This window comes from Rhizobium sp. TAL182 (assembly GCF_002117725.1).
GTDB lineage: Bacteria > Pseudomonadota > Alphaproteobacteria > Rhizobiales > Rhizobiaceae > Rhizobium > Rhizobium esperanzae.
Genome location: NZ_CP021024.1, coordinates 4,373,590 through 4,394,596 on the forward strand (window position 1 = coordinate 4,373,590; position 21,007 = coordinate 4,394,596).

Below are 21,007 nucleotides of genomic sequence, written 5' to 3' on the forward strand. Positions count from 1 at the left end.
CGAAAGCGCCGTCCGTCGGTGCCCCTTCCCCTCGCCCCCCCGTTTGCGCTAAGGGCAATGCCCATGAGCCAATCCACCTTCACCATTCTGCTCGGCGGCGAACTCAGCCTGACGGAACGCCTGCGCCAGGCGATCGGCGGCAGCCGCTTCATCGCGGCCGATGGCGGCATGCGGCATGCGATGGCGCTTGGTGTCATGCCTGAGCTCTGGGTCGGCGATTTCGATTCGACGCCCCCCGATCTCGAAGCGGGTTTTCTCGATGTGCCGAAGCAGCCCTATCCCGCAGCCAAGGCGGCAACGGACGGCGAAATCGCCGTGTCGGAAGCGATCGCGCGTGGGGCGCGGCGGCTGATCCTCGCCGGCGCGCTCGGCGGCGACCGCTCCGACCATGCGCTTCAGCATCTGCTGTCGGCTGTCGGCCTGGCCGAAAAGGGTTTCGACGTTCTGCTGACCTCGGGCAAGGAAGAGGCAGTGCCGCTGGTTCCCGGCACGATCGAGCTCGATCTTCCCAAAGGCAGCCTGTTTTCCGTGCCCGGATTTGGTCCGCTGACCGGACTTTCGATCGAGAATGCGCGTTATCCGCTCACGGATTTCCACCTGCCGTTCGGCTCATCGCGCACCATTTCCAATGTCGCGGAAGGCAAGGTTCGCTTTTCGCTCGAGAGCGGCCGGGCGATCGTGCTTGCCCGCCCCTATGATCTTTCCGGAGTCTGATTTTTGGCCCCTCCCATCCTGAAACTCGACGATATCTTCCTGAGCTTCGGCGGCGCACCACTTCTGGCGGGTGCAGCGCTGCAGGTCGAGCCCGGCGACAAGATCTGCCTCGTCGGCCGCAACGGCTCAGGAAAATCGACACTGCTGAAGATTGCCGCCGGCCTGGTCGAGGCGCAGTCCGGCGAAGTCTTCCGTCATCCGTCCTCGACGGTGCGCTATCTCGAACAGGCGCCGGACTTTGCCAGTTTCAGCACCGTTCAGACCTATGCCGAGGCCGGGCTGGGACCGGGCGACGACCCCTATCGCGTCACCTATCTTCTGTCACATCTCGGCCTGACCGGCGAAGAACATCCGAGCACCCTTTCGGGCGGTGAAGCACGCCGGGCCGCTCTTGCCCGCGTGTTGGCCCCGGAACCCGATATTCTCCTGCTCGACGAGCCGACCAACCATCTGGACCTGCCGACCATCGAATGGCTGGAAGGCGAGCTGCAGAAGACCCGCAGTGCGCTGGTGCTGATTTCCCACGACCGTCGTTTCCTCGAAAAAGTCTCGACGGCAACCGTCTGGCTCGATCGCGGCGCCTCGCGCCGGCTCGACAGGGGCTTTGCGCATTTCGAAGCCTGGCGCGACCAGGTGCTGGAGGCGGAAGAGCTCGAGCAGCACAAGCTCGGCAAGGCGATCGAGCGCGAAGAACACTGGTTGCGTTACGGCGTCACGGCCCGGCGCAAACGCAACATGCGCCGCCTCGGCGAGCTGCAGACGATGCGTTCGCAATATCGCGGGCATAAGGGGCCGCAGGGCACGGTGCAGGCGACGGTTTCGGACGCGCAGGAGTCAGGCAAGCTGGTGATCGAGGCCGAGAAGATCACCAAGAGCTTCGGCGACCGGTCCATTGTCTCGCCGTTCTCGATCCGCGTGCATCGCGGCGATTGCATCGGTCTCGTCGGGCCGAACGGCGCCGGCAAGACGACGCTCCTGAAAATGCTGACCGGCCAGCTTTCGCCGGATAGCGGCACGGTGAGGCTCGGCACCAACCTGGAGATCGCCACCCTCGACCAGAAGCGCGAGGACCTCAACCCCGAGGATACGCTTGCAAACTACCTGACCGACGGGCGCGGCGAAAACCTGCTTGTCAGTGGCGAGCAGCGCCATGTCACGGGGTATATGAAGGAATTCCTCTTCCAGCCGGAACAGGCGCGCACACCGATCAAGAGCCTCTCCGGCGGCGAGCGCGCACGGCTGATGCTGGCTCGCATCCTGGCGCGCCCGACAAACCTCCTGATCCTCGATGAACCAACCAACGATCTCGATATCGAGACGCTCGACCTTCTGCAGGAAATCGTCGCCGGCTTTCCCGGCACCGTCATCCTCGTCAGCCACGATCGTGACTTCCTCGACCGCACGGTAACCTCGACGATTGCGCCCGCCGTGCCGGATGCGCCCGACGGTCGATGGATCGAATATGCCGGCGGCTACACCGACATGTTGGCGCAGCGCAAGGGCGCGCTCGAAGAGCGCAGAAAGGCCGAGAAAGCGGCGGAGAAGCCGAGGACGCAGGAGACAACAGCTTCCGGCGCAGCCTCGAAGGGCAAGCTCTCCTTCAAGCAGAAATTCGCGCTTGACAATCTGCCGAAGGAGATGGCCAAAGCCGAGGCCGAGATCGCCAAACGCGAACTGGTCATGGCCGATCCAAATCTCTTCACGCGCGACCCCGCTGCCTTCAACCGGCTTGCAGGCGAGATGGAAAAGCTGCGCGCGGGCCTGACCAAGATGGAAGAGCAGTGGCTGGAGCTCGAAATGCTGCGGGAAGAGCTGGAGGGCTGAGGCTATCGCACTCAGCTGCTCGCGTCACGCTGTAGGCAGGGGTCCTGCCGATCAGGGGACGTATTAAAGCGCCGGAGCGGTGACGGCGGCGGTGCCGGCACTGGCGCTGGCGCCGGTCTGGGCGACCTGCTGCTGCGGCTCTTCGGATCTCGAAGGCAGAGCCTGCAGATGCAGCACCCGCGGCTGCAGCGCCTCCAGATAGGTTTCAGAGCGGCCGATATAGATCATGCCGGTTTCGGGCATCGAAGTCAGCGCGCTGCACATCGTTTCCTGCCACTCCGGCTCCATGCCCTCGAGCACTTCGTCGAAGATGATCCATCGCGGGCGCACCAGCAGCAGGCGGGCGAAGCCGATCGCCTTCTGTTCATCGCCGCCGAGCAGCTTGTCCCAGCGGGCGCGGGTATCGAGCCTTGCGATCAGAGAGTGCAGGCCAGCCTTTTCAAGGGCCGCCTCGACAGCAGCCTGCTCGTAGGCATCGGGGCTTTCGGGGAAGGCAAGCGCCTCGCGCAGCGTGCCGCCCGGAATATAGGCGATCTGCGGAACGAACAGCATGTCGTCGATCGGCGGCAGACCCATCGTGCCGCTGCCGCACGGCCAGAGCCCGGCCAAGGCCTGAAACAGCAGCTTGCGGTTGACGCTATGATCGCCGTTGATCATGATTTTTTCGCCGGCCTTGATCACGATATCGGTTTCACGCAGGCGAAAACCGCCGCATTCCTCGATGTCTTCGCCGATCTTGGCATTGATCACCACATCCTTCAGCGTCAGCCTGTCGGCGGCGGTGTTTTCATAGGCGATGCTGCCCTTCAGGCCAAAGTCCTCGTCCATGTCGAGCAGCGCCTGGCGGAAGTCGGTGACGCGCATCAGCGTGGCACGCCATTCGGCGATCGGGCCGAAATTGGCGACATACCAGCGCAGCGCCGTATTAACCTGGTTGAAGGCGCCGACCGACATCATCAGCTGACCAAGGGTGAGGCCGCCGGAAAAATAGGCGGGTGCGGCAACGATGATCGGGATGACGATCACCAGCCAGCCGTAGCCGGCTGAAACCCAGGTGAGATTGGTATTGGCCATGGCGAGCCGCTTGACGACCCTCAGTACCGAGCTGATGTCGGTATTGATGCGCCGGCGCTCGTTCTCCTCACCGCGGGCGACGGTGATGGCCGGCATGTTCTCATTGGCATGCATCAGCGTGAAACGCAGCTCGGCCTCCTTCGAGAACCGGTCGGCATTGAGCTTGACCAGCTTGCGGCCGACGACCTGGCTCAGCACTGAGGCGGAAGCGGCATAGAAAATCGCCGCCCAGACCATATAGCCCGGTATGGAGAAGCTGTGGCCGCTGATGCGAAAGATGAAGCCGCTCGACAGCTCCCAGAGCACGCCGATGAAGCTCACCAGAAGGATGGTCGACTGCAAGAGGCCGAGCACGAGTCCCGTCGTGCTTTCGGCGAGGTTACGGGAATCTTCGTGCAGGCGCTGGTCCGGATTGACGCCGATCAGGCCGCTCGAGGCGAGCCGCAGCGCCCGCTTGCGCTTCAGCCACTGGTCGACGAGATCACGCGACAGGCCCTCGCGCATATAGAGCGCCGTCATCTGGTTCAGCCAGGCCTGCAGCACGTTGAGCAGCAGCAGCGTGCCGGCAATCATTGCGAAGATTTCGAGCTGGTGGAAGAACTCGCCGAGGTCGCGGCGCTCGAGCGAATCGTAGAAGGGGGCGTTCCACTCGTTGAGGATGACCTGGCCATAGGCCGTCGCCAGGATGACGAGGATCAGCACGGTCGCCAGAAACAGCACCTTGCCACGCACTTGCGAATTCCAGAATGCTGAGAACATCACCCCGAGGCGATATGTCAGGCTGAAATCATACCCTACTCTATCCTGCTTCCGGATGCCCGGCCTCCCTTCGATCTTATCTGCCATCACGCTTTTCCAACACCGCCCATACTGTCATTATTAACATGGTGGCGTTACCGGTCTATCAACAGATTCTATCAGTCATTAAAGTGTGATGATTCTTGACGTGCCGCTCCCGCATGCATTCGGAGTTGATTCGCGGCTCAACTGGGACTAATTAAGGCACTCCGTGGTGATTTGGCCGGCCGGCTTGCAGCCACGTTAAAAAAGTCGCTAAAGGGCCGCGTGCGGACCGGTAGCGATTTTTTCGCCGCCGGTTTTTTATTTTTGATCGAGTTGACCGCAAATGCCCATCAAGATCCCCGATACGCTGCCCGCTTTCGAAACCCTGGTTCAGGAAGGTGTGCGGGTGATGACCGAGACGATGGCGATCCGTCAGGATATAAGACCGTTGCAGATCGGCCTGCTCAACCTGATGCCGAACAAGATCAAGACCGAACTGCAGATGGCCCGTCTCGTCGGCGCTTCCCCGCTGCAGGTGGAGTTGTCGCTCATCCGCATTGGCGGCCACAAGGCCAAGAACACATCCGAAGATCACCTGCTCGCCTTCTACCAGACCTGGGAAGAGGTGAAGCAGCGCAAGTTCGACGGCTTCATCATCACCGGAGCGCCGATCGAGCTTCTGCCCTATGAGGACGTGACCTATTGGGCAGAGATGCAGGAGATTTTCAATTGGACGGAGACCAACGTCCATTCGACGATGAACGTCTGCTGGGGCGCGATGGCGGCGATCTATCACTTCCACGGCGTTCCGAAATATGAGCTGAAGGAAAAGGCCTTTGGCGTCTACCGCCACCGGAACCTGAAGCCCGCTTCCATCTATCTGAACGGCTTTTCCGACAATTTCGAGGTGCCGGTGTCGCGGTGGACCGAGGTGCGCCGCGAAGACATAGAGAAATCCGCAAGCTTGGAAATCCTAATGGAATCCAGCGAGATGGGCGTCTGCCTCGTGCACGAGAAGAGGGGCCGGCGGCTCTACATGTTCAACCATGTCGAATATGATTCCACCTCGCTTTCCGACGAGTATTTCCGCGACGTCGATGCCGGCGTGCCGATCAAGATGCCGCACAATTACTTCCCGCATAATGATCCGACGCTTGCCCCGCAGAACCGCTGGCGCAGCCACGCGCATCTCTTGTTCGGCAACTGGATCAACGAGATTTACCAGACGACGCCCTATGACGTCGAAGAGATCGGCATGGATCTCTGAACGGCATTTCTTTCTGACCTGCCCGGTTGCGGTTTGGAACAAATGCGGGCAGGTTCCGGTCCGGAACCCTATAGCGCCGCGCGTCTTTATCGGACGCGCAAAGGAACGGACGGTCGATCATGTCGGATAAGTTGGAGCGGGAAGTTTTCGGGCAGACGAAGGCGGGCGAAACCGTCTATCGCGTCGTCATCAAGGGCGGCGGGCTGACGGCCAGGATCATCACCTGGGGCGCCGTCATCCAGGATCTGCGCCTAGCAGGCCATGAGGCGCCGCTTCAACTCGGCTTCGAGGATTTCGACAGCTATCCCCTCTATTCGGCCTATTTCGGCGCGACGCCCGGCCGCTGCGCCAACCGCGTCGGCGGCGGCAGGTTCACGCTCGATGGCAAGGACTATCAGCTCGAGCCGAACGAAAACGGCGTCACACATCTGCATGGCGGCAGCGACAACATCGCCAAGCGCAACTGGACGATCGTCGAGCATGAGGCCGACCGCCTGGTGATGAAGATCGTCGATCCCGACGGCCGCGCCGGCTATCCCGGCAATTGCACCATCCAGGCGACGTTCCGGGTGCATGGCAACGGCGAACTGTCGATCACCTACGAATCAACAAGCGATCAGCCGACGCTCGCCAATGTCTGCCAGCACGCCTACTTCAATCTCGACGGCCGCGACGATGCGCTGGGCCACGACATCATGATCGCCGCCGATCACTATCTGCCGACCGACGAGAAGCAAGTGCCAACCGGCGAAATCCGGCCCGTTGCCGGCACCGAATTCGATTTCCGTGAGATGGCCCCGATGAAGCGTTTCGTCGGCAGCGAACAGGTGCTCTACGACCATAATTTCTGCTTGTCCCGCGAACGCACCGCCAAGCGGACTGTGGCACTCGCCCGCAGCCTCTATTCCGGCGTGTCGCTGGAAGTGCGCAGCACCGAGCCTGGCGTGCAGTTCTATGCCGGCTTCAAGCTCAATACAGGGGCTCCCGGCCTCGGCGGGCGCAAATACGGCCCGTTCGCCGGCTTCTGCCTGGAGACGCAGATCTGGCCGGATGCGATCAACCACGAGGGCTTCCCGAATGCGGTCCTGCGTCCGGGCGAGGTGCTGCGCCAGGAAACGGATTATATCTTCACCAAGAGCTGAGCGTTCTAAAGCGCGTCGCGATCTTTCAGATTCGCTCCTCGTGCTTTAGGTTTTTGCTTTTACGCATGGCGTTATCGCAAAACCGCCCCACACTTTTGCGCGCATGCTCTGAAACGCACCGCTGTCAAATTTGACCGCTATGAACCCTCTTCGGATTGCCGGAGAGGGTTTTTTCTTCTGCGTCCTGCGATTCAGGCTTGCCGATTGGTTCTATATAGGTTCTATAGTATGTCCATGGATAGAACCAGTCTAGTAGCTGAACTCAATAAACGCGGCCTGCGCGGCGAAGCGCTGGCCGGGCCGCTCTACAAGCGGCTGGCGCAAGCGCTGACCAGCCTCATTCAGGAGGGCTTGTTGAAAGCCGGCACGGCGCTGCCCGGCGAGCGCGACCTTGCCGAGTCTCTCAAGCTCGGCCGCGTCACCGTGCGCACCGCCTATCGCGACCTGATGGCGGCGGGCGCACTGGAATCGCGCCATGGAAGCGGTACTTTCGTATCCGGCAAGGTGGAGCGCATGGAACAGTCGCTCTGGCGGCTTTCCTCCTTCTCCGCCGACATGCGCTCGCGCGGGCGTCTGCCGGCCGCACGCATCTTGTCGCGGGAGGTCAACACGCCGTCGCCGGAGGAATCCTTCCTGCTCGGCCTCGGCGGCGACGAACCGGTGCTGAGGCTCGACCGGCTGCGCCTTGCCGATGGGCTGCCGCTGGCAATCGAGCGCGCCGTCGTGCCGGTCAAGTTTCTGGGGGAGAACGCCGGCGGCGAGGGATCGCTCTACGATGCGCTGGCGTCGAATGGGCACCGGCCGGTCCGTGCGCTGCAGCGGCTCACCGCCGTCACGCTCGATGCGTCCTATGCTGCGATGCTGAACGTCAAGGCAGGCGCGCCGGCGCTTCTGATTGAACGTGTCTCGCGCCTGGAAGACCAGCGCGTCGTCGAATACACCCGCTCGCATTATCGCGGCGATGCCTATGACTTCGTTGCCGAATTGAGAATTGGAGATGACCATGAGTGAGAACCAGTCGCTGATGCTGCAGGAAGCAGGCCAATCACCCGAAGTGGTGGCCACGCTTCTCGACAGGGAAAAACCGGTCTTTGCCGAGATCGCCCGGCTCTTTTCATCTTCCCGCCCGAGCGTGGTGACGACGGCGGCGCGCGGCTCCTCGGACCACGCTGCTACCTTCTTCAAATATCTGTTCGAGATCACCTGCGGCGTCCCGGTCGCATCGGTCGGCCCCTCGATCGCTTCCGTCTATGGTGCTGCCCTCCACCTGAACGGCGGCGTGCATTTCACCGTTTCGCAGTCGGGCGCGAGCCCCGATATCGTCGCCTTGCAGGAGGCGGCGAAGAAGGGCGGCGCAACGACGATCGCCGTCGTCAACGTCACCGACAGCCCGCTTGCCAAACAGGCCGACATCGTCCTCGGCCTCAATGCCGGCGCCGAAAAGAGCGTGGCGGCGACGAAATCCTTCATCGCCTCCGTCGCCGCCCTTTCCGGCGTGACGGCTGCGATCGGCGGCGCATCCGACCTGCAGGCAGCGCTGGAAAAACTGCCGGAGGCGCTTTCGGCGACGGCCGGCATCGATACGGCGGCAGCCGAGGAGGTGCTGTTCCATGCAACCTCGCTCTATACCGCCGGCCGCGGTCCGGCCTTCGCGATCGCGCTCGAGGCGGCGCTGAAGGCCAAGGAGACCTCCGGTCTGCACGCCGAGGCCTTTTCATTGGCGGAACTGATGCATGGCCCGATGCGGCTGGTGCAGCCGGGCTTTCCGATCGTCGCCTTTGCGCCTGACGATGCGGCCTTCGCCAATAACGGCAAGGCCCTGGAGCGCCTGCAGAAGCTCGGCGCCACCACCGTCGGCTTCTCCACGCAGCCGCTCTCCGGGATCAATCTTCGGGTGCCGACGACCGGCAACGGCCTCATCGATCCCCTGGTGTCGCTGCTCGTCTATTACCGGCTGATCGAGTCGGTGACGCGCCGCAAGGGCTTCGACCCCGACCGGCCGGCAAACCTGCTCAAGGTGACGGAGACGGTCTGATGGTCCGCAAGATCTTCGTCGGCGCCCGCATCTTCGATGGCGAGCGCTTCCATGACGACAAGGCGCTCATTGTCGCGGACGGCCGCGTCGAGGCGATCGTCGTAGGAAACGACCTGCCCGATGGCGAGACGGTCAAACTGGAAGGCGGCGTCCTGTCGGCCGGCTTCATCGATGCGCAGGTCAATGGCGGCGGCGGCCGAATGCTGAACGATGAGCCGTCGCCAGCGTCGATGGATATCATTGCCGGCGGGCATCGTCCCTACGGCACGACGTCGCTGCTGCCGACCTTGATCACCGATACATCGGAGGCAACCAACGCCGCCATCGAGGCGGCGAAGGAGGCTGTGAAGGAAAACCGCGGCGTTGCCGGCCTGCATCTCGAAGGCCCGCATCTGGCGCCGGCCCGCAAGGGCGCGCATCTGGCCGAATTGATGCGGCCGGTCCAGGACCGCGACGTCAAGGCCTTCATCCGGGCGCGTGAGGCGATCGGCACGCTGCTTGTCACTATTGCCGCCGAGCAGGTGACGGTTGCTCAGGTGTGCGAACTTGCGGAAGCGGGCGTCACCGTCAGCATCGGTCACTCCGATTGTTCTAGCGAGGCGGCGGAGGAACGTTTCGATGCCGGAGCGCGCGGCGTCACGCATCTCTTCAACGCCATGAGTCAGCTGGGGCACCGTGCGCCAGGCTTGGTCGGCGCCGCGATCGATCATCCCTCCACCTGGTGCGGCATCATCGCCGACGGTCATCACGTCGATCCGAAGGCCTTGCGCACGGCGCTGCGCGCCAAGCGCGGTGAAGGCAAGCTGTTCTTTGTCACCGACGCGATGTCGCTCGTCGGGTCTGAGAAGGATTCGTTCACGCTGAACGGGCGCACCGTCCGGCGCGAAAGGGGCGGCTTCTGCTCGAAGCTGGTGCTGTCCGACGGCACGCTCGCCGGCTCCGACGTCGACATGATCTCGACGATCCGTTACGGCGTCACCTATCTCGACGTAACGCTCGCCGAGGCCTTGCGCATGGCGACCCTTTATCCCGCACGTTTCCTCCGGCTTGCCGATCGCGGCCATCTCTCGCCGGGCGCGCGCGCCGATCTCGTCCATCTCACCGACACGCTGACTGTTACCGCCACCTGGCTTGCCGGCGAAGCGGCCTGACCCTCAAGGAGACGTAGGATGACTGATATCACCGATGCCTATTTCTCCAATCTGATCGGTCGGCTGGAGACGTTGAAGCAGGCGCTTGCCGAGGCGATGGCGCAGGCAGCGTCGGTGATCCTCGATGCAGCCCGCGGCGACAAGCGCGTTTATGTCTTCGGGACCGGCCATTCGCATATGCTGGCGGAAGAAGTGCACTATCGCGCCGGCGGGCTCGCCTTCACTGTGCCGGTGCTTGTCGGATCGGCCATGCTGCACGAGGGAGCGGTGATCAGCTCGGTCTATGAACGGACCCAGGGCCTGGTGCGGCCGATGCTGGAGCGTTACGGCATGCAGCCGGGCGATGTCATTATCATTGCCTCGAATTCCGGCGTGAACGCCGCGCCGATCGAGGCCGCCGACTATGCGCATGAGATCGGCGCCAAGGTGATCGCCATCACCTCGATCGCCTATTCCGCAGCGATCGCCAATGGCCGCCGGCGGCTCGCCGAGGTCGCCGATATTGTGCTCGACAACGGGCTGCCGCCGGGCGATGCCGTTCTCGACCTCGAAGGCACAGGGCTTCGGGTCGGGCCAGTCTCGACGGCGGTGGGGGTGACGGTTATCAATGCGATCTTTGCCGAGGTCGCCTCGGAGCTTTCGAAATCAGGTGATGCGCCGGTCTATCTCAGCGCCAACATGCCGGGGGCGGCCGAGATCAACCAGAAGCTCGTCAACAAATACCGGCCGCGCAACCCGCATCTCTGACATCGGCGGATACAAAAAAGGCCGGTCAGAACCGGCCTTCTGCAGAAATGGGAACCAGGATCAATCCTTGGCGCGTTCGACGTAGGAATTGTCTTCCGTCGCGATGACGACGCGGGTGCCGGCATCGATATGCGGCGGGACTGATGTGCGGATGCCGTTGGAGAGCATGGCCGGCTTGTAGGAAGAGGACGCCGTCTGGCCCTTGACGACCGGTTCCGTCTCGACGATTTCGAGCGTGACGTGGCGCGGCAGTTCGAGCGCCAGCGGAATGCCTTCGTGGATCGACAGGATGCAGGTCATGCCTTCCTGGAGATAAGCCTTCTGGTCGCCCATGGTTTCCTGGCTGACGACCACCTGGTCGTAGGTCGCCGGGTTCATGAAGTGGAAGCCTTCGCCATCTTCATAGAGGTACTGGAAGTTGACGTCTTCGACGAAGGCGCGTTCGACCTGTTCGGTGGTGCGCCAGCGCTCGGAGACCTTCACGCCGTCGACGATGCGGCGCATGTCGACCTGAGTGACCGGCGTGCCCTTGCCCGGATGAAAGTTCTGGGCGGTGAGAACGACGTAGAGCTTGCCGTCCACGTCGAGAACGTTGCCCTTGCGGACCGAAGAGGCGATGACCTTGACCATAAGACTTCCTTGTAACTCGGCTTTCGGCGTCGTAGAGGACTGTCGAGACGCCCCAAGACGCAAATGTTTTTCTTTGGGGGCGCAACTAACCTAAAATCCGGGAAATAGCCACCCCCATACCCGCTTCTCCGGCGAAGAAAGCTTGGAATGAACTTTTCGGCCAAAGTGTCCCCCTGGTGGACCCCGTCCGTGCACGCCGATCGCCGCCCGTTCCTGATCGGGCGCAATGCGATTCAGGCGGCATTGCGCGGGTTTTTCGCGCGCGAGGATTTCATCGAGGTCGATACGGCGGTGCTGCAGGTTTCGCCCGGCAACGAAGCGCATCTGCATGCCTTCGCGACGCAGGCGATAACGACGGACGGTCAGACGGCGCCGTTCTACCTGCACACCTCGCCGGAATTCGCCTGCAAGAAGCTGCTTGCGGCCGGCGAGCAGCGCATCTCCTGTTTTGCCCATGTCTACCGCAACCGCGAACGCGGGCCGTTGCACCATCCCGAATTCACCATGCTCGAATGGTATCGGGCCGGCGAAAGCTACGAGAGCCTGATGATGGATTGCGTGCGGATCCTGGCGCTGGCGGCAGAAACGATAAAGACGCCGGTGTTCGCCTATCGCGGCGCCGAGAGCGATCCCTTCGCGGGACCGGAGCGGATCAGTGTCGCCGAAGCCTTCGAGCGTCATGCCGGCATCGATCTTCTCGCTTCCGTCGCTGCTGACGGATCGACCGATCGCGATCATCTGGCGGCCGAGCTAAAGCGCGTCGGCATGCGTGTCGCCGAAGACGACGGCTGGGCCGATCTGTTCAGCCGGGTGCTGGTCGAAAAGATCGAGCCGCATCTCGGTTTCGGCCGCATCACCATTCTCGACGAATATCCTGTCTCTGAGGCCGCACTTGCGCGTCCCTCGGCGCGCGACCCCCGGGTTGCCGAGCGTTTCGAGCTCTATGCCTGCGGCGTCGAGCTTGCCAACGGTTTCGGCGAGCTCACCAACGCAGGCGAACAGCGGCGGCGCTTCGAGATCGAGATGGCCGAGAAGGCGCGTATCTACGGCGAGATCTATCCGATCGACGAGGATTTCCTTTCGGCACTGTCGCTGATGCCCGAGGCAAGCGGCATCGCGCTCGGCTTCGACCGGCTGGTGATGCTGGCGACGGGAGCGTCGCGCATCGATCAGGTGCTGTGGGCGCCGGTCGCGGAGTACGGAAGATGAATGCCGTCAAACCGGTCAAAAACGTCGACGATCTGGTGAAGGCCGGGCTTGCCGCGCCTGCCGACCGCGCAGCGCTCGAGGCGGTGGCCGCCCGTTACGCAATTGCCCTGACGCCTGCCATCACCACACTGATCGATCGCAACCATCCCAACGACCCGATCGCCCGGCAATTCGTGCCTGACACCGCCGAACTCGTCGTCGCGCCGGAAGAACGTGCCGATCCGATCGGCGATCACGCTCACAGCCCGGTCGAAGGCATCGTGCACCGTTATCCCGACCGGGTGCTGCTGAAAGCCGTGCATGTCTGCCCGGTCTATTGCCGCTTCTGCTTCCGCCGCGAAATGGTCGGGCCGCAGGGCCTCGGCACGCTCGATGCGGCGGCGATGGAGGCAGCCTTCGATTACATCAGGAGCCATCAGGAGATCTGGGAGGTCATCCTGACCGGCGGCGACCCGCTGGTGCTTTCGCCGCGCCGGCTCCGCGAGATCATGGAGGCGCTCGCTGATATCTCGCATGTGAAGATCGTGCGTTTCCACACGCGCGTTCCCGTCGTCGATCCGGAGAAAATCGACGCGGCGCTCATCGCCGCGCTGAAAGCGAGTGGCAAGACAGTCTATGTGGCGCTGCACGCCAACCATGTCACAGAATTGACGGCGGAAGCGCGTGCGGCATGCGCGCGCCTTATCGATGCCGGAATCGCCATGGTCAGCCAATCGGTGCTGCTCAAGGGTGTCAACGACGATCCCGCAATTCTTGCCGAACTGATGAAGGCTTTCGTCGAGACCCGTGTCAAACCTTATTACCTGCATCATCCCGATCTCGCGCCGGGCACTAGCCATTTCAGGCTGACGATCGAGGAGGGGCAGAGGATCGTGGCGGCGCTGCGCGGACGGATTTCCGGTCTTTGCCAGCCGACCTACATCCTCGATATTCCGGGCGGTCACGGCAAGGCCGTCGTCAGCGGAAGCAGCATCCGGCCGACGGGCGACGGCTGTTATTCCGTTTCGGATTACCGCGACGGCGAGCATTGCTATCCGCCCAGTGACGAGGCTTAGCGGCTTTCCGTATCATTTCTGTACTCGCGGCGCCGGAAGCTGTGTCGAGCATTATCGCCGAATTGATCTTAGCCAGTTGATATAAAATAAATATTCGCGCCCCTCCGGAAGGATCGCTAAAATCCTAACTATGAGGAACAATCATCTTTAACCCAACAAATTAGCGGAATGTTCTATTTTCCGCACTAAAAGAACGCTCATGACAAGGCGATGAACGCCGGTTCGGGATCATGAGAATCTTGGAGTGATGGGATGAATAAGACAATCCGCGACCTCGTAGCCAAATTCGGCAAACTTCCTACGTCGGTCGACCAGATCGCCGACGACGCCGATCTTTATGCGGCAGGTCTGACGTCCTTTGCCTCGGTGCAGCTCATGCTCGGCATCGAAGAGGCCTTCGACATCGAATTTCCCGACAATCTGCTGAACCGCAAATCCTTCGCGAGCATCTCGGCCATCGCCAAGACGGTCGATATCATCCAGGATGGTCGGAAGGTCGCCTAATGAACTTCTCCGTCAAGATCATAGAGGACGGTCTTGTCGCAAGGGTCGCCCGTGTCGCCGAAGTTGCGGCGAGACATGCGGATGCCGTCGACGTCGAAGGCCGCTTTCCCCAGGAAGCCGTGGATGCGATGAAGGCCGAAAGGCTGCTCGGCATCCAGGTGCCGCGCCGTCTCGGCGGTGAATCGGCCTCGATCACCGAAATCGCCGAATTGTGCTCGATGCTGGGCCAGGCCTGTGCCGCAAGCGCCATGGTCTTCGCCATGCACCATATCAAGCTGTCTAGCCTCGTCGAGCACGGCGCCGAAAACGAGTGGCATTGCGGCTTCATGCGCCGCATCGCAGCCGAACAGTTGCTGATCGCATCGGCCACCACCGAGGGTGGCATCGGCGGCAACCTTCGCAACAGCATTTGTGCGATCGAGGTCGACGGCGATACCTGCCGCCTCGAAAAGGATGCGACCGTCATTTCCTACGGCTCGCATGCCGACGCCATCCTCATCACTTCGCGCAGCCATCCGCAGGCAGCCTCTTCCGATCAGGTGCTGACGGCCTTCCTCAAGGACCAGTATACGCTCGAAAAAACGCATGCCTGGAACACGCTCGGCATGCGCGGCACCTGTTCCGACGGTTTCCTCTTCAAAGGCGAAGCGCCGGCTCGGCAAATTCTGCCGAAGCCTTTCGCCGAGATCGCCGCGCAATCCATGCTCGCTTCCTCGCATCTGCTCTGGAGCGGCGTCTGGTACGGCATCGCGGTCGACGCGGTCGCCCGCGCACAGACATTCGTCCGCGCCGCTGCCCGCAAGGCCCCCGATGCCCAGCCGCCGGGCGCGCTGCGCCTCGCCGAGGTCTCGAACCTGCTACAGATGGTGAAATCCAATGTGGTGGCCGGGCTCAAGGCCTATGAAGACGCCAAATCAGATCCGGACCGGCTGTCGTCGATGGGTTTTGCCGTGGCGATGAACAATGTCAAGATCGCTTCTTCCGAGACGATCCTGGAGATCGTCAACCACGCCATGCTGATCTGTGGCATCATGGGCTACAAGAACGGCACGCCCTTCAGCCTCGGACGCCATCTGCGCGACGCCCATTCCGCACAGCTCATGATCTCGAACGACCGCATCCTCGGCAACACGTCGAGCATGCTTCTCGTCCATAAGCAGGACACTAGCCTACTGGGGTAAAGCCATGGATATGCAGACCTCGTTTCTCGACCGGCTCTTCGAGTCCGGTCTGCTGATCGATACCGGCGTTGACGGTCTCTATGGCCGCAGCGGCCAGTTCGAAGATGTGATCACCGCCTTCGAACGGCTGATCGACAGGTTCGGCGGTGCCGACGGCGCCGAGGCGATGCGTTTCCCGCCCGGCATGAACCGTGCGCTCTTCGAAAAGAGCGGTTACATGAAGAGCTTTCCGCAGCTTGCCGGCACGGTGCACAGCTTCTGCGGCAGCGAGCTCGATCATATGAGCCTGCTTGAATGCATGGAGGTCGGCGAGGACTGGACCAAGGATCAGCAAGCGACCGATATCGTGCTGACGCCAGCCGCCTGCTACCCGCTTTATCCAACGGTCGCCAAGCGCGGCAACCTGCCGAAGACGGGCGGCCTGTTCGATCTGCAGTCCTACTGCTTCCGCCATGAACCGTCGAAGGATCCGGCCCGCCAGCAGCTGTTCCGCATGCGCGAATATGTCTGCATGGGAACGGAGCAGCACGTCACCGATTTCCGCCAGCGCTGGATGGACCGCGGCGTCGAGATGATGAAGCAGGTCGGCCTCGACGTGACCATCGACGTTGCCAACGATCCGTTCTTCGGCCGCGCCGGCAAGATGATGGTCAACAATCAGCGTGACCAGAACCTGAAATTCGAGCTGCTGATCCCGATTACCTCAGTGGCCAAGCCGACCGCCTGCATGAGCTTCAATTACCATCAGGACTCCTTCGGTCTGAAGTGGGGCCTCAACCTCGAAGACGGCAGCGTCGCGCATACCGCCTGCGTCGGCTTTGGCCTGGAGCGTATCGCGCTCGCCCTCTTCCACCACCATGGCCTCGACGTAAAGGAATGGCCGGTCAGCGTACGGAAAACGTTGTGGGGCTGATGACGGCGATGACATCGGTCTTCCCGGGAATCAGCCCGGAAACCTACCGGCAGCACGCGCTGCATTCCGGCGAACGTGCATGGCCGGAAACCAACTGCTATGTCGATCTCTGGATTGAAGTGCTGGCGACATCGGGCGTCGCCCCCGAGGCGATGCTGGGTTTTACCCTGGCGCAGGATTTCGAGGGCGACCAGTTCACCTTCTTCAAAGTGCCGCTCGAAGATCTCGAAGCGCTCTACGGCATCCGCGCGACCGAGCTTGCGATCTACGACCGCGTCGAACGGCATGTCGAAGTGCAGACCGCGCGCGGTCGTCTCTGCCTGATCGAGATGGATTCCTTCTATATGCCGGATACGCGCGGCACCGCCTACCGGCAGGAGCACGGCAAGACGACGGTTGCGATCAACCGGCTTGATGTTGCGGCAAAGCGCGTCGAATATTTTCACAATGCAGGCTATTTCCAGCTCGGGGGCGAGGATTTCGACGGGCTGTTCCAGCTGCAGCTGACGGAAAGCGATCCGCCGTTTCTGCCCTATACGGAATTTGCGCGGCTTCCGGAAAAGCCCGCCGACGAAGCGCATCTTCGCGCGACCGCGCGGCGGCTTGCCGGTTTTCACTTCGCCAGGCGCCCCCGCCAAAACCCGATCCGCGCCTTCGCCCGCGTCTTCCCGCAACAGGTGGAAGCGGTGGCGGAGCGGCCGTTCGGTTTCTTCCACAAATATGCCTTCAACACGCTCCGTCAGGCGGGCGCCAATTTCGAGCTGGCGGCTGATTATCTGACCTGGCTGTCCTCAACCGAATTCGCGGCGGCCGCCGAGGATGCCCGGCGCATTTCCGACGCGGCGAAATCCGTGCAGTTCCAGCTTGCCCGCGCTGTCGCCCGCAGGAAGTTCGAGCCGCTGCAGGCAGCCCTTGATCCGGCCGCCGATGCATGGGATTCCATGATGGCATCGCTTGCGGAGCGAATCTGAGGCCGGAGATCAGACAATGCGGGGGCGTTTGGCAAGCATCGGAGCCCGGGAAAGCATGCTTTCCGAAGGCTGGAACCTGATCCTGACGGAGCCGGGCGCCTGCGCCGTACCGCACGATATTCCTCTTTCCGCGCAATTTATTCCTGCACCCGTTCCCGGCACCGTTGCGGCAGCGCTTGAAAAAGCCGGGCTCTTCGACCGGGAAAATCCCGAACCGCTGAATATGAAGGACGCTTGGTACCTGTGCCGGCTTTTTGATGCCGAGCCCGGCGAAGCCATCCTGCGTTTCGGCGGGCTGGCCACGATTTGCAATGTCTTCCTCAACGGTCAGGAAATCCTCTTTTCCGAAAGCATGTTTACGGCGCATGAGCTCCCGGTGACGCTTTCGGGCGGCGACGAGCTGGCGCTCTGCTTCCGGGCGCTTGGCCCCCGGCTGTCCGAACCCGGCCCGCGGGCGCGCTGGCGGCCGCAGATGATCACGCCGGCGGGCCTGAAGAATTTCCGCACGACACTGCTCGGCCATATGCCGGGCTGGTGCCCGGATATCCATGCGGTCGGGCCGTGGCGGCCGATTTCACTGGTGCAACGCGATACCATATCGATCGATAATGTCTCCATCCGCGCGGTCCTGGAAGAGAGCGGCGTCGGCCGGCTGAGCGTCTCCTTGCATAACAATGCCGAGGGCCCAGCAATGCTGCTGCGCTGCGGCGGCATGGAACAGCCCTTCGAGAAGATCGGCGAAAATCATTACTCGGCTATCCTCAAGCTGTCCGACATCGAGCCCTGGTGGCCGCATACACACGGCACTCCGCGCCTCTATGATCTGACGCTGGTTTCCGACGGCGAAGAATGTTCGCTCGGTAGCACCGGCTTCCGGCGCATCGACGTCGACCGCGGTGCAGATGGCGAAGACTTCGCACTCCTTATCAACGGCGAACGAGTCTTCTGCCGCGGCGCGGTCTGGACGACCGCCGATATTGCGCGGCTGCCGGGCGGGCGGGCGGATTATGAGCCGTTCCTGCAGCTTGCCTGCCAAGCCGGCATGAACATGATCCGCATCGGCGGCACCATGGTTTACGAGACACCCGATTTCTTTGCGCTCTGCGACGAACTCGGCCTGCTCGTGTGGCAGGATTTCATGTTCGCCAATTTCGACTATCCGCGCAACGACAAGGCCTTTCTCGGCCATGTGCATGCCGAGATCGAGGAATTCCTGTACGGCGTCCAGGCGTCGCCTTCCCTTGCCGTTCTCTGCGGCGGCAGCGAGATCCATCAGCAGGCGGCAATGCTCGGCCTGCCTATGGAATTCTGGAGTGGACCGGTGACCGACGAAATCATCCCGGCGATCGCCGCTCGCATGCGTCCCGACGTGCCCTATGTGCCGAATTCGCCCTACGGCGGGGCGATGCCCTTTTCGCCCAATGCCGGCATTGCGCATTATTACGGCGTCGGCGCCTATATGCGGCCGATTGCCGATGCCCGCCGCGCCGATGTGCGCTTTGCCTCCGAAAGCCTCGCGTTTGCGCATGTGCCGCAGCAAAGGACGCTGCAGCGCCATCTCGACGTGCCCGCCGTCCATAGCCCGCAGTGGAAGGCGCGGGTGCCCCGCGACCGCAGCGCATCGTGGGATTTCGAGGATGTTCGCGACTTTTATCTCGAGCTTCTCTACGATTTCGACCCGGCCCGGCTGCGCCGCGAAGATCAGGAACGCTATCTCGACTTTTCCCGTGCCGTGACCGGCGAGGTGATCGAAGAGACCTTCGCCGAATGGCGGCGCAAGGGCTCCGGCTGCAACGGAGGGCTGGTCTGGACGCTGCAGGACCTGCTGCCCGGCCCCGGCTGGGGCGTGATCGATTCCACCGGCGAGCCGAAACCTGTCTGGTATGCGATGCGACGTGCCTTCCGGCCGGTTCAGGCGGTCTTCACCGATGAGGGAACCAACGGTCTCGACGTGCATGTCGTCAACGAGACGGACACCGACCTCGATCTGGAACTCGAGGTCGTCTGCCTGCGTGATGGAAAACAGCAGGTCGTCAGCGGCAACATGGCTTTCAAGCTGGCGGCAAGAAGCGCGGAACGCCTTGCCTCGACCGCGCTGTTCGGCGCCTTCTTCGATACGACCTATGCCTTCCGTTTCGGCCCGCCGGCGCATGATGCAAGTGTGGCGCGCCTGCGATCCCTCGCCGATGGCGCCGTTCTCGCCGAGAGCTTCCATTTCCCCTGCGGACGCGGAAAAGCACTGCACGACGCCAGCATCGAGGCGTCACTCGGCAGAGACGGCGACAGCTGGGTCATCGATCTCAGGACCGACCGGCTGGCGCAATCGGTGCATATCGACGTCGAAGGCTACAGGGCCGACGACGACTGGTTCCACCTTGCTCCCGGCCGGGTGCGGCGCGTGAAGCTCTCCGCGCTGTCCGGCACTGAGAGCGATGTTCCGCCGACGGGCGAAATCAGAAGTCTAGGCAGTTCGCGCCGCATCGGGCTCACGGGCTGAGGCTCGCAGGGAACGATGCAAGCTCACCGAAAGATCGTAATTTGAGAACGGTATACCGCTATCTACGCGCCCATATCCTGCAGCAGTTGATCCCGCGGTCGCGCCTCGCCTTCAACCCGCGCAAGCCGGTCGAAATCGTCGGCTATCTCTCGATGCCCGTTGGTGTCGGTGAATCGGCAAGGCTCTGTGCCGGGGCACTTTCCCAAGTGGGACGGGCGATTTCCCTCTCAGACGTCAGCACGCACCCGGACGAAAAATCCTTTGCCGGCTGGGCGTCGTCGCACCTTTCGACCGAACCGCCGGGAAGCCGTATCTGGCATCTCAATCCGCCGATGCTGCCGCGCGCCATCCTGAAGATGGGGGTCACCAAATTCACCCGTGCCTTCAACATCGGTTATTTCGCCTGGGAGCTTGAAGTCGTGCCGGCGGAGTGGCGCAACGGGTTGCGTTACATGAATGCCGTCTTCGTGCCCTCGGAATTCACCAGGCGGACGATTGCGCCGCTGACGGCGGCGCCCGTCATCGTGGTTCCGCATCCCGTAACCGAGAAGCCGGCGGCAGAGGGCATGCGGGAGAAATTCGGCATCGACAAGGACGCCTTTCTCGTCAGCTTCATCTTCAGCGCCGGTTCCTCGATCAACCGGAAGAACCCGCAAGCCGTCATCGAAGCCTTCAGGCTATTCAGCGCTGAATGCCCGAGCGCCTTCCTGTTGATGAAGGCCAGCGGCAACATCGACAAGGATGAGAGCTTGCGCGAACTGATCGCTTCGGTCGCCGGCGATCCCCGCATCAGGATCATCACCGACAAGCTCTCGAACGCCGAGATCAACGGCCTTATCCGCTCTTCCAATGCCTATCTGTCGCTGCATCGCTCGGAAGGTTTCGGGCTGACGGTAGCCGAGGCGATCATGCATTGCACCCCGGTCATTTCAACCGCTTGGTCGGGCACGGAAGATTTCTGCGATCCTGAGAACAGCTGGCTGGTCGCCTCTCCCCTCATTCCCGTCGTCGATTCTCATCCAGAATTTGCGGGGCTGCCGGGCGCGGTCTGGGCGGACCCCTCTCCTGAAATCGCGGCCACGCATCTCGGCGATATCTTCCGTGCGCCCGAGCGAGCACGAGAGAAGGCCGGGAAGGCACGGGAGTTCCTGCTGCGCTACCTCGCAGAGAACAGTTATGAGAAGGCGCTCCAGAAGCTGGCGGCGATGCAGGCCAGCTAAGGTGAGGTCGCCACTCCGCTCTATTTTAACATTTTCGCATTAGTGATGACGGGCATGCGGCTGCAAAGCATGTTGCGCAAAAGTGTGCAG

18 protein-coding genes and 1 riboswitch are annotated in these 21,007 nt (G+C 62.3%); of the genes, 16 read left to right on the top strand and 2 right to left on the bottom strand.

Features of this window, described 5'->3' with window-relative positions; translation table 11 throughout:
• Positions 1-57: 57 nt before the first annotated feature.
• Both Tal182_RS21735 and Tal182_RS21740 read left to right on the top strand, forming a co-directional pair.
• Positions 58-714 carry a thiamine diphosphokinase gene (locus tag Tal182_RS21735; protein WP_170965842.1) on the top strand — a complete coding sequence of 219 codons (657 nt, stop codon included), beginning with the start codon at positions 58-60 and terminating at the stop codon, positions 712-714.
• Positions 715-717: 3 nt separating this feature from the next.
• Entirely contained in the window at positions 718-2,538 is a 1,821-nt protein-coding gene (locus Tal182_RS21740) for an ABC-F family ATP-binding cassette domain-containing protein (protein ID WP_085860702.1), read from the top strand.
• Between the two features lie 63 nt (positions 2,539-2,601).
• On the opposite strand, the gene Tal182_RS21745 is transcribed toward Tal182_RS21740, so the two are convergent.
• On the bottom strand, positions 2,602-4,458 hold the full coding sequence (locus tag Tal182_RS21745) for an ABC transporter ATP-binding protein/permease (protein WP_085860703.1): 1,857 nt from the start codon (positions 4,456-4,458) through the stop codon (positions 2,602-2,604).
• Between the two features lie 153 nt (positions 4,459-4,611).
• A riboswitch (SAM riboswitch) is annotated at positions 4,612-4,689 on the top strand.
• A 49-nt stretch (positions 4,690-4,738) separates the two neighbouring features.
• Between Tal182_RS21745 and metA the strand changes: the two genes are divergently transcribed.
• The 6 genes from metA to Tal182_RS21775 all read left to right on the top strand — a co-directional run bounded on the left by metA (position 4,739) and on the right by Tal182_RS21775 (position 10,737).
• A complete protein-coding gene (gene metA / locus Tal182_RS21750; RefSeq protein WP_064805647.1) occupies positions 4,739-5,662 on the top strand; it encodes a homoserine O-succinyltransferase in 924 nt (307 codons plus the stop codon).
• A gap of 119 nt (positions 5,663-5,781) precedes the next feature.
• Positions 5,782-6,804 carry an aldose epimerase family protein gene (locus Tal182_RS21755; RefSeq protein ID WP_085860704.1) on the top strand — a complete coding sequence of 341 codons (1,023 nt, stop codon included), beginning with the start codon at positions 5,782-5,784 and terminating at the stop codon, positions 6,802-6,804.
• Positions 6,805-7,038: 234 nt separating this feature from the next.
• Entirely contained in the window at positions 7,039-7,815 is a 777-nt protein-coding gene (locus tag Tal182_RS21760) for a GntR family transcriptional regulator (protein ID WP_085860705.1), read from the top strand.
• The gene (locus Tal182_RS21765; RefSeq protein ID WP_085860706.1) at positions 7,808-8,839 is read left to right on the top strand and encodes an SIS domain-containing protein; all 1,032 of its coding nucleotides are present in this window, start codon (positions 7,808-7,810) and stop codon (positions 8,837-8,839) included. The genes Tal182_RS21760 and Tal182_RS21765 overlap by 8 nt, the downstream gene beginning before the upstream one ends.
• Positions 8,839-9,990 (top strand): N-acetylglucosamine-6-phosphate deacetylase, encoded by a 1,152-nt coding sequence (nagA, locus tag Tal182_RS21770; RefSeq protein WP_085860707.1) that lies wholly within the window; start codon positions 8,839-8,841, stop codon positions 9,988-9,990. The genes Tal182_RS21765 and nagA overlap by 1 nt, the downstream gene beginning before the upstream one ends.
• Positions 9,991-10,008: 18 nt before the next feature.
• Positions 10,009-10,737, top strand: coding sequence for an SIS domain-containing protein (locus Tal182_RS21775; RefSeq protein ID WP_085860708.1), 729 nt, complete (start codon positions 10,009-10,011; stop codon positions 10,735-10,737).
• 60 nt (positions 10,738-10,797) lie between these two features.
• On the opposite strand, the gene efp is transcribed toward Tal182_RS21775, so the two are convergent.
• Positions 10,798-11,367: an elongation factor P gene (gene efp / locus Tal182_RS21780; RefSeq protein ID WP_064805660.1), complete on the bottom strand. Its 570-nt coding sequence runs from the start codon at positions 11,365-11,367 to the stop codon at positions 10,798-10,800.
• A gap of 147 nt (positions 11,368-11,514) precedes the next feature.
• On the opposite strand from efp, the gene epmA reads away from it, so the two are divergent.
• The 8 genes from epmA to Tal182_RS21820 all read left to right on the top strand — a co-directional run bounded on the left by epmA (position 11,515) and on the right by Tal182_RS21820 (position 20,917).
• A complete protein-coding gene (gene epmA, locus Tal182_RS21785) occupies positions 11,515-12,576 on the top strand; it encodes an EF-P lysine aminoacylase EpmA (RefSeq protein ID WP_085860709.1) in 1,062 nt (353 codons plus the stop codon).
• On the top strand, positions 12,573-13,631 hold the full coding sequence (locus tag Tal182_RS21790) for a lysine-2,3-aminomutase-like protein (protein WP_085860710.1): 1,059 nt from the start codon (positions 12,573-12,575) through the stop codon (positions 13,629-13,631). The genes epmA and Tal182_RS21790 overlap by 4 nt, the downstream gene beginning before the upstream one ends.
• A 252-nt stretch (positions 13,632-13,883) precedes the next feature.
• Positions 13,884-14,135, top strand: a complete 252-nt coding sequence (locus Tal182_RS21795) for an acyl carrier protein (RefSeq protein ID WP_011427229.1) — start codon at positions 13,884-13,886, stop codon at positions 14,133-14,135.
• Positions 14,135-15,316 (top strand): acyl-CoA dehydrogenase family protein, encoded by a 1,182-nt coding sequence (locus Tal182_RS21800; RefSeq protein WP_085860711.1) that lies wholly within the window; start codon positions 14,135-14,137, stop codon positions 15,314-15,316. The genes Tal182_RS21795 and Tal182_RS21800 overlap by 1 nt, the downstream gene beginning before the upstream one ends.
• A gap of 4 nt (positions 15,317-15,320) precedes the next feature.
• The gene (locus Tal182_RS21805) at positions 15,321-16,229 is read left to right on the top strand and encodes an amino acid--[acyl-carrier-protein] ligase (RefSeq protein WP_064811557.1); all 909 of its coding nucleotides are present in this window, start codon (positions 15,321-15,323) and stop codon (positions 16,227-16,229) included.
• Between the two features lie 8 nt (positions 16,230-16,237).
• On the top strand, positions 16,238-17,200 hold the full coding sequence (locus Tal182_RS21810) for a DUF1839 family protein (RefSeq protein WP_064811785.1): 963 nt from the start codon (positions 16,238-16,240) through the stop codon (positions 17,198-17,200).
• Between the two features lie 16 nt (positions 17,201-17,216).
• On the top strand, positions 17,217-19,697 hold the full coding sequence (locus tag Tal182_RS21815; RefSeq protein ID WP_085860712.1) for a glycoside hydrolase family 2 protein: 2,481 nt from the start codon (positions 17,217-17,219) through the stop codon (positions 19,695-19,697).
• A 41-nt stretch (positions 19,698-19,738) separates the two neighbouring features.
• Positions 19,739-20,917, top strand: coding sequence for a glycosyltransferase family 4 protein (locus Tal182_RS21820; protein ID WP_085860713.1), 1,179 nt, complete (start codon positions 19,739-19,741; stop codon positions 20,915-20,917).
• The last annotated feature ends 90 nt before the right edge of the window (positions 20,918-21,007 follow it).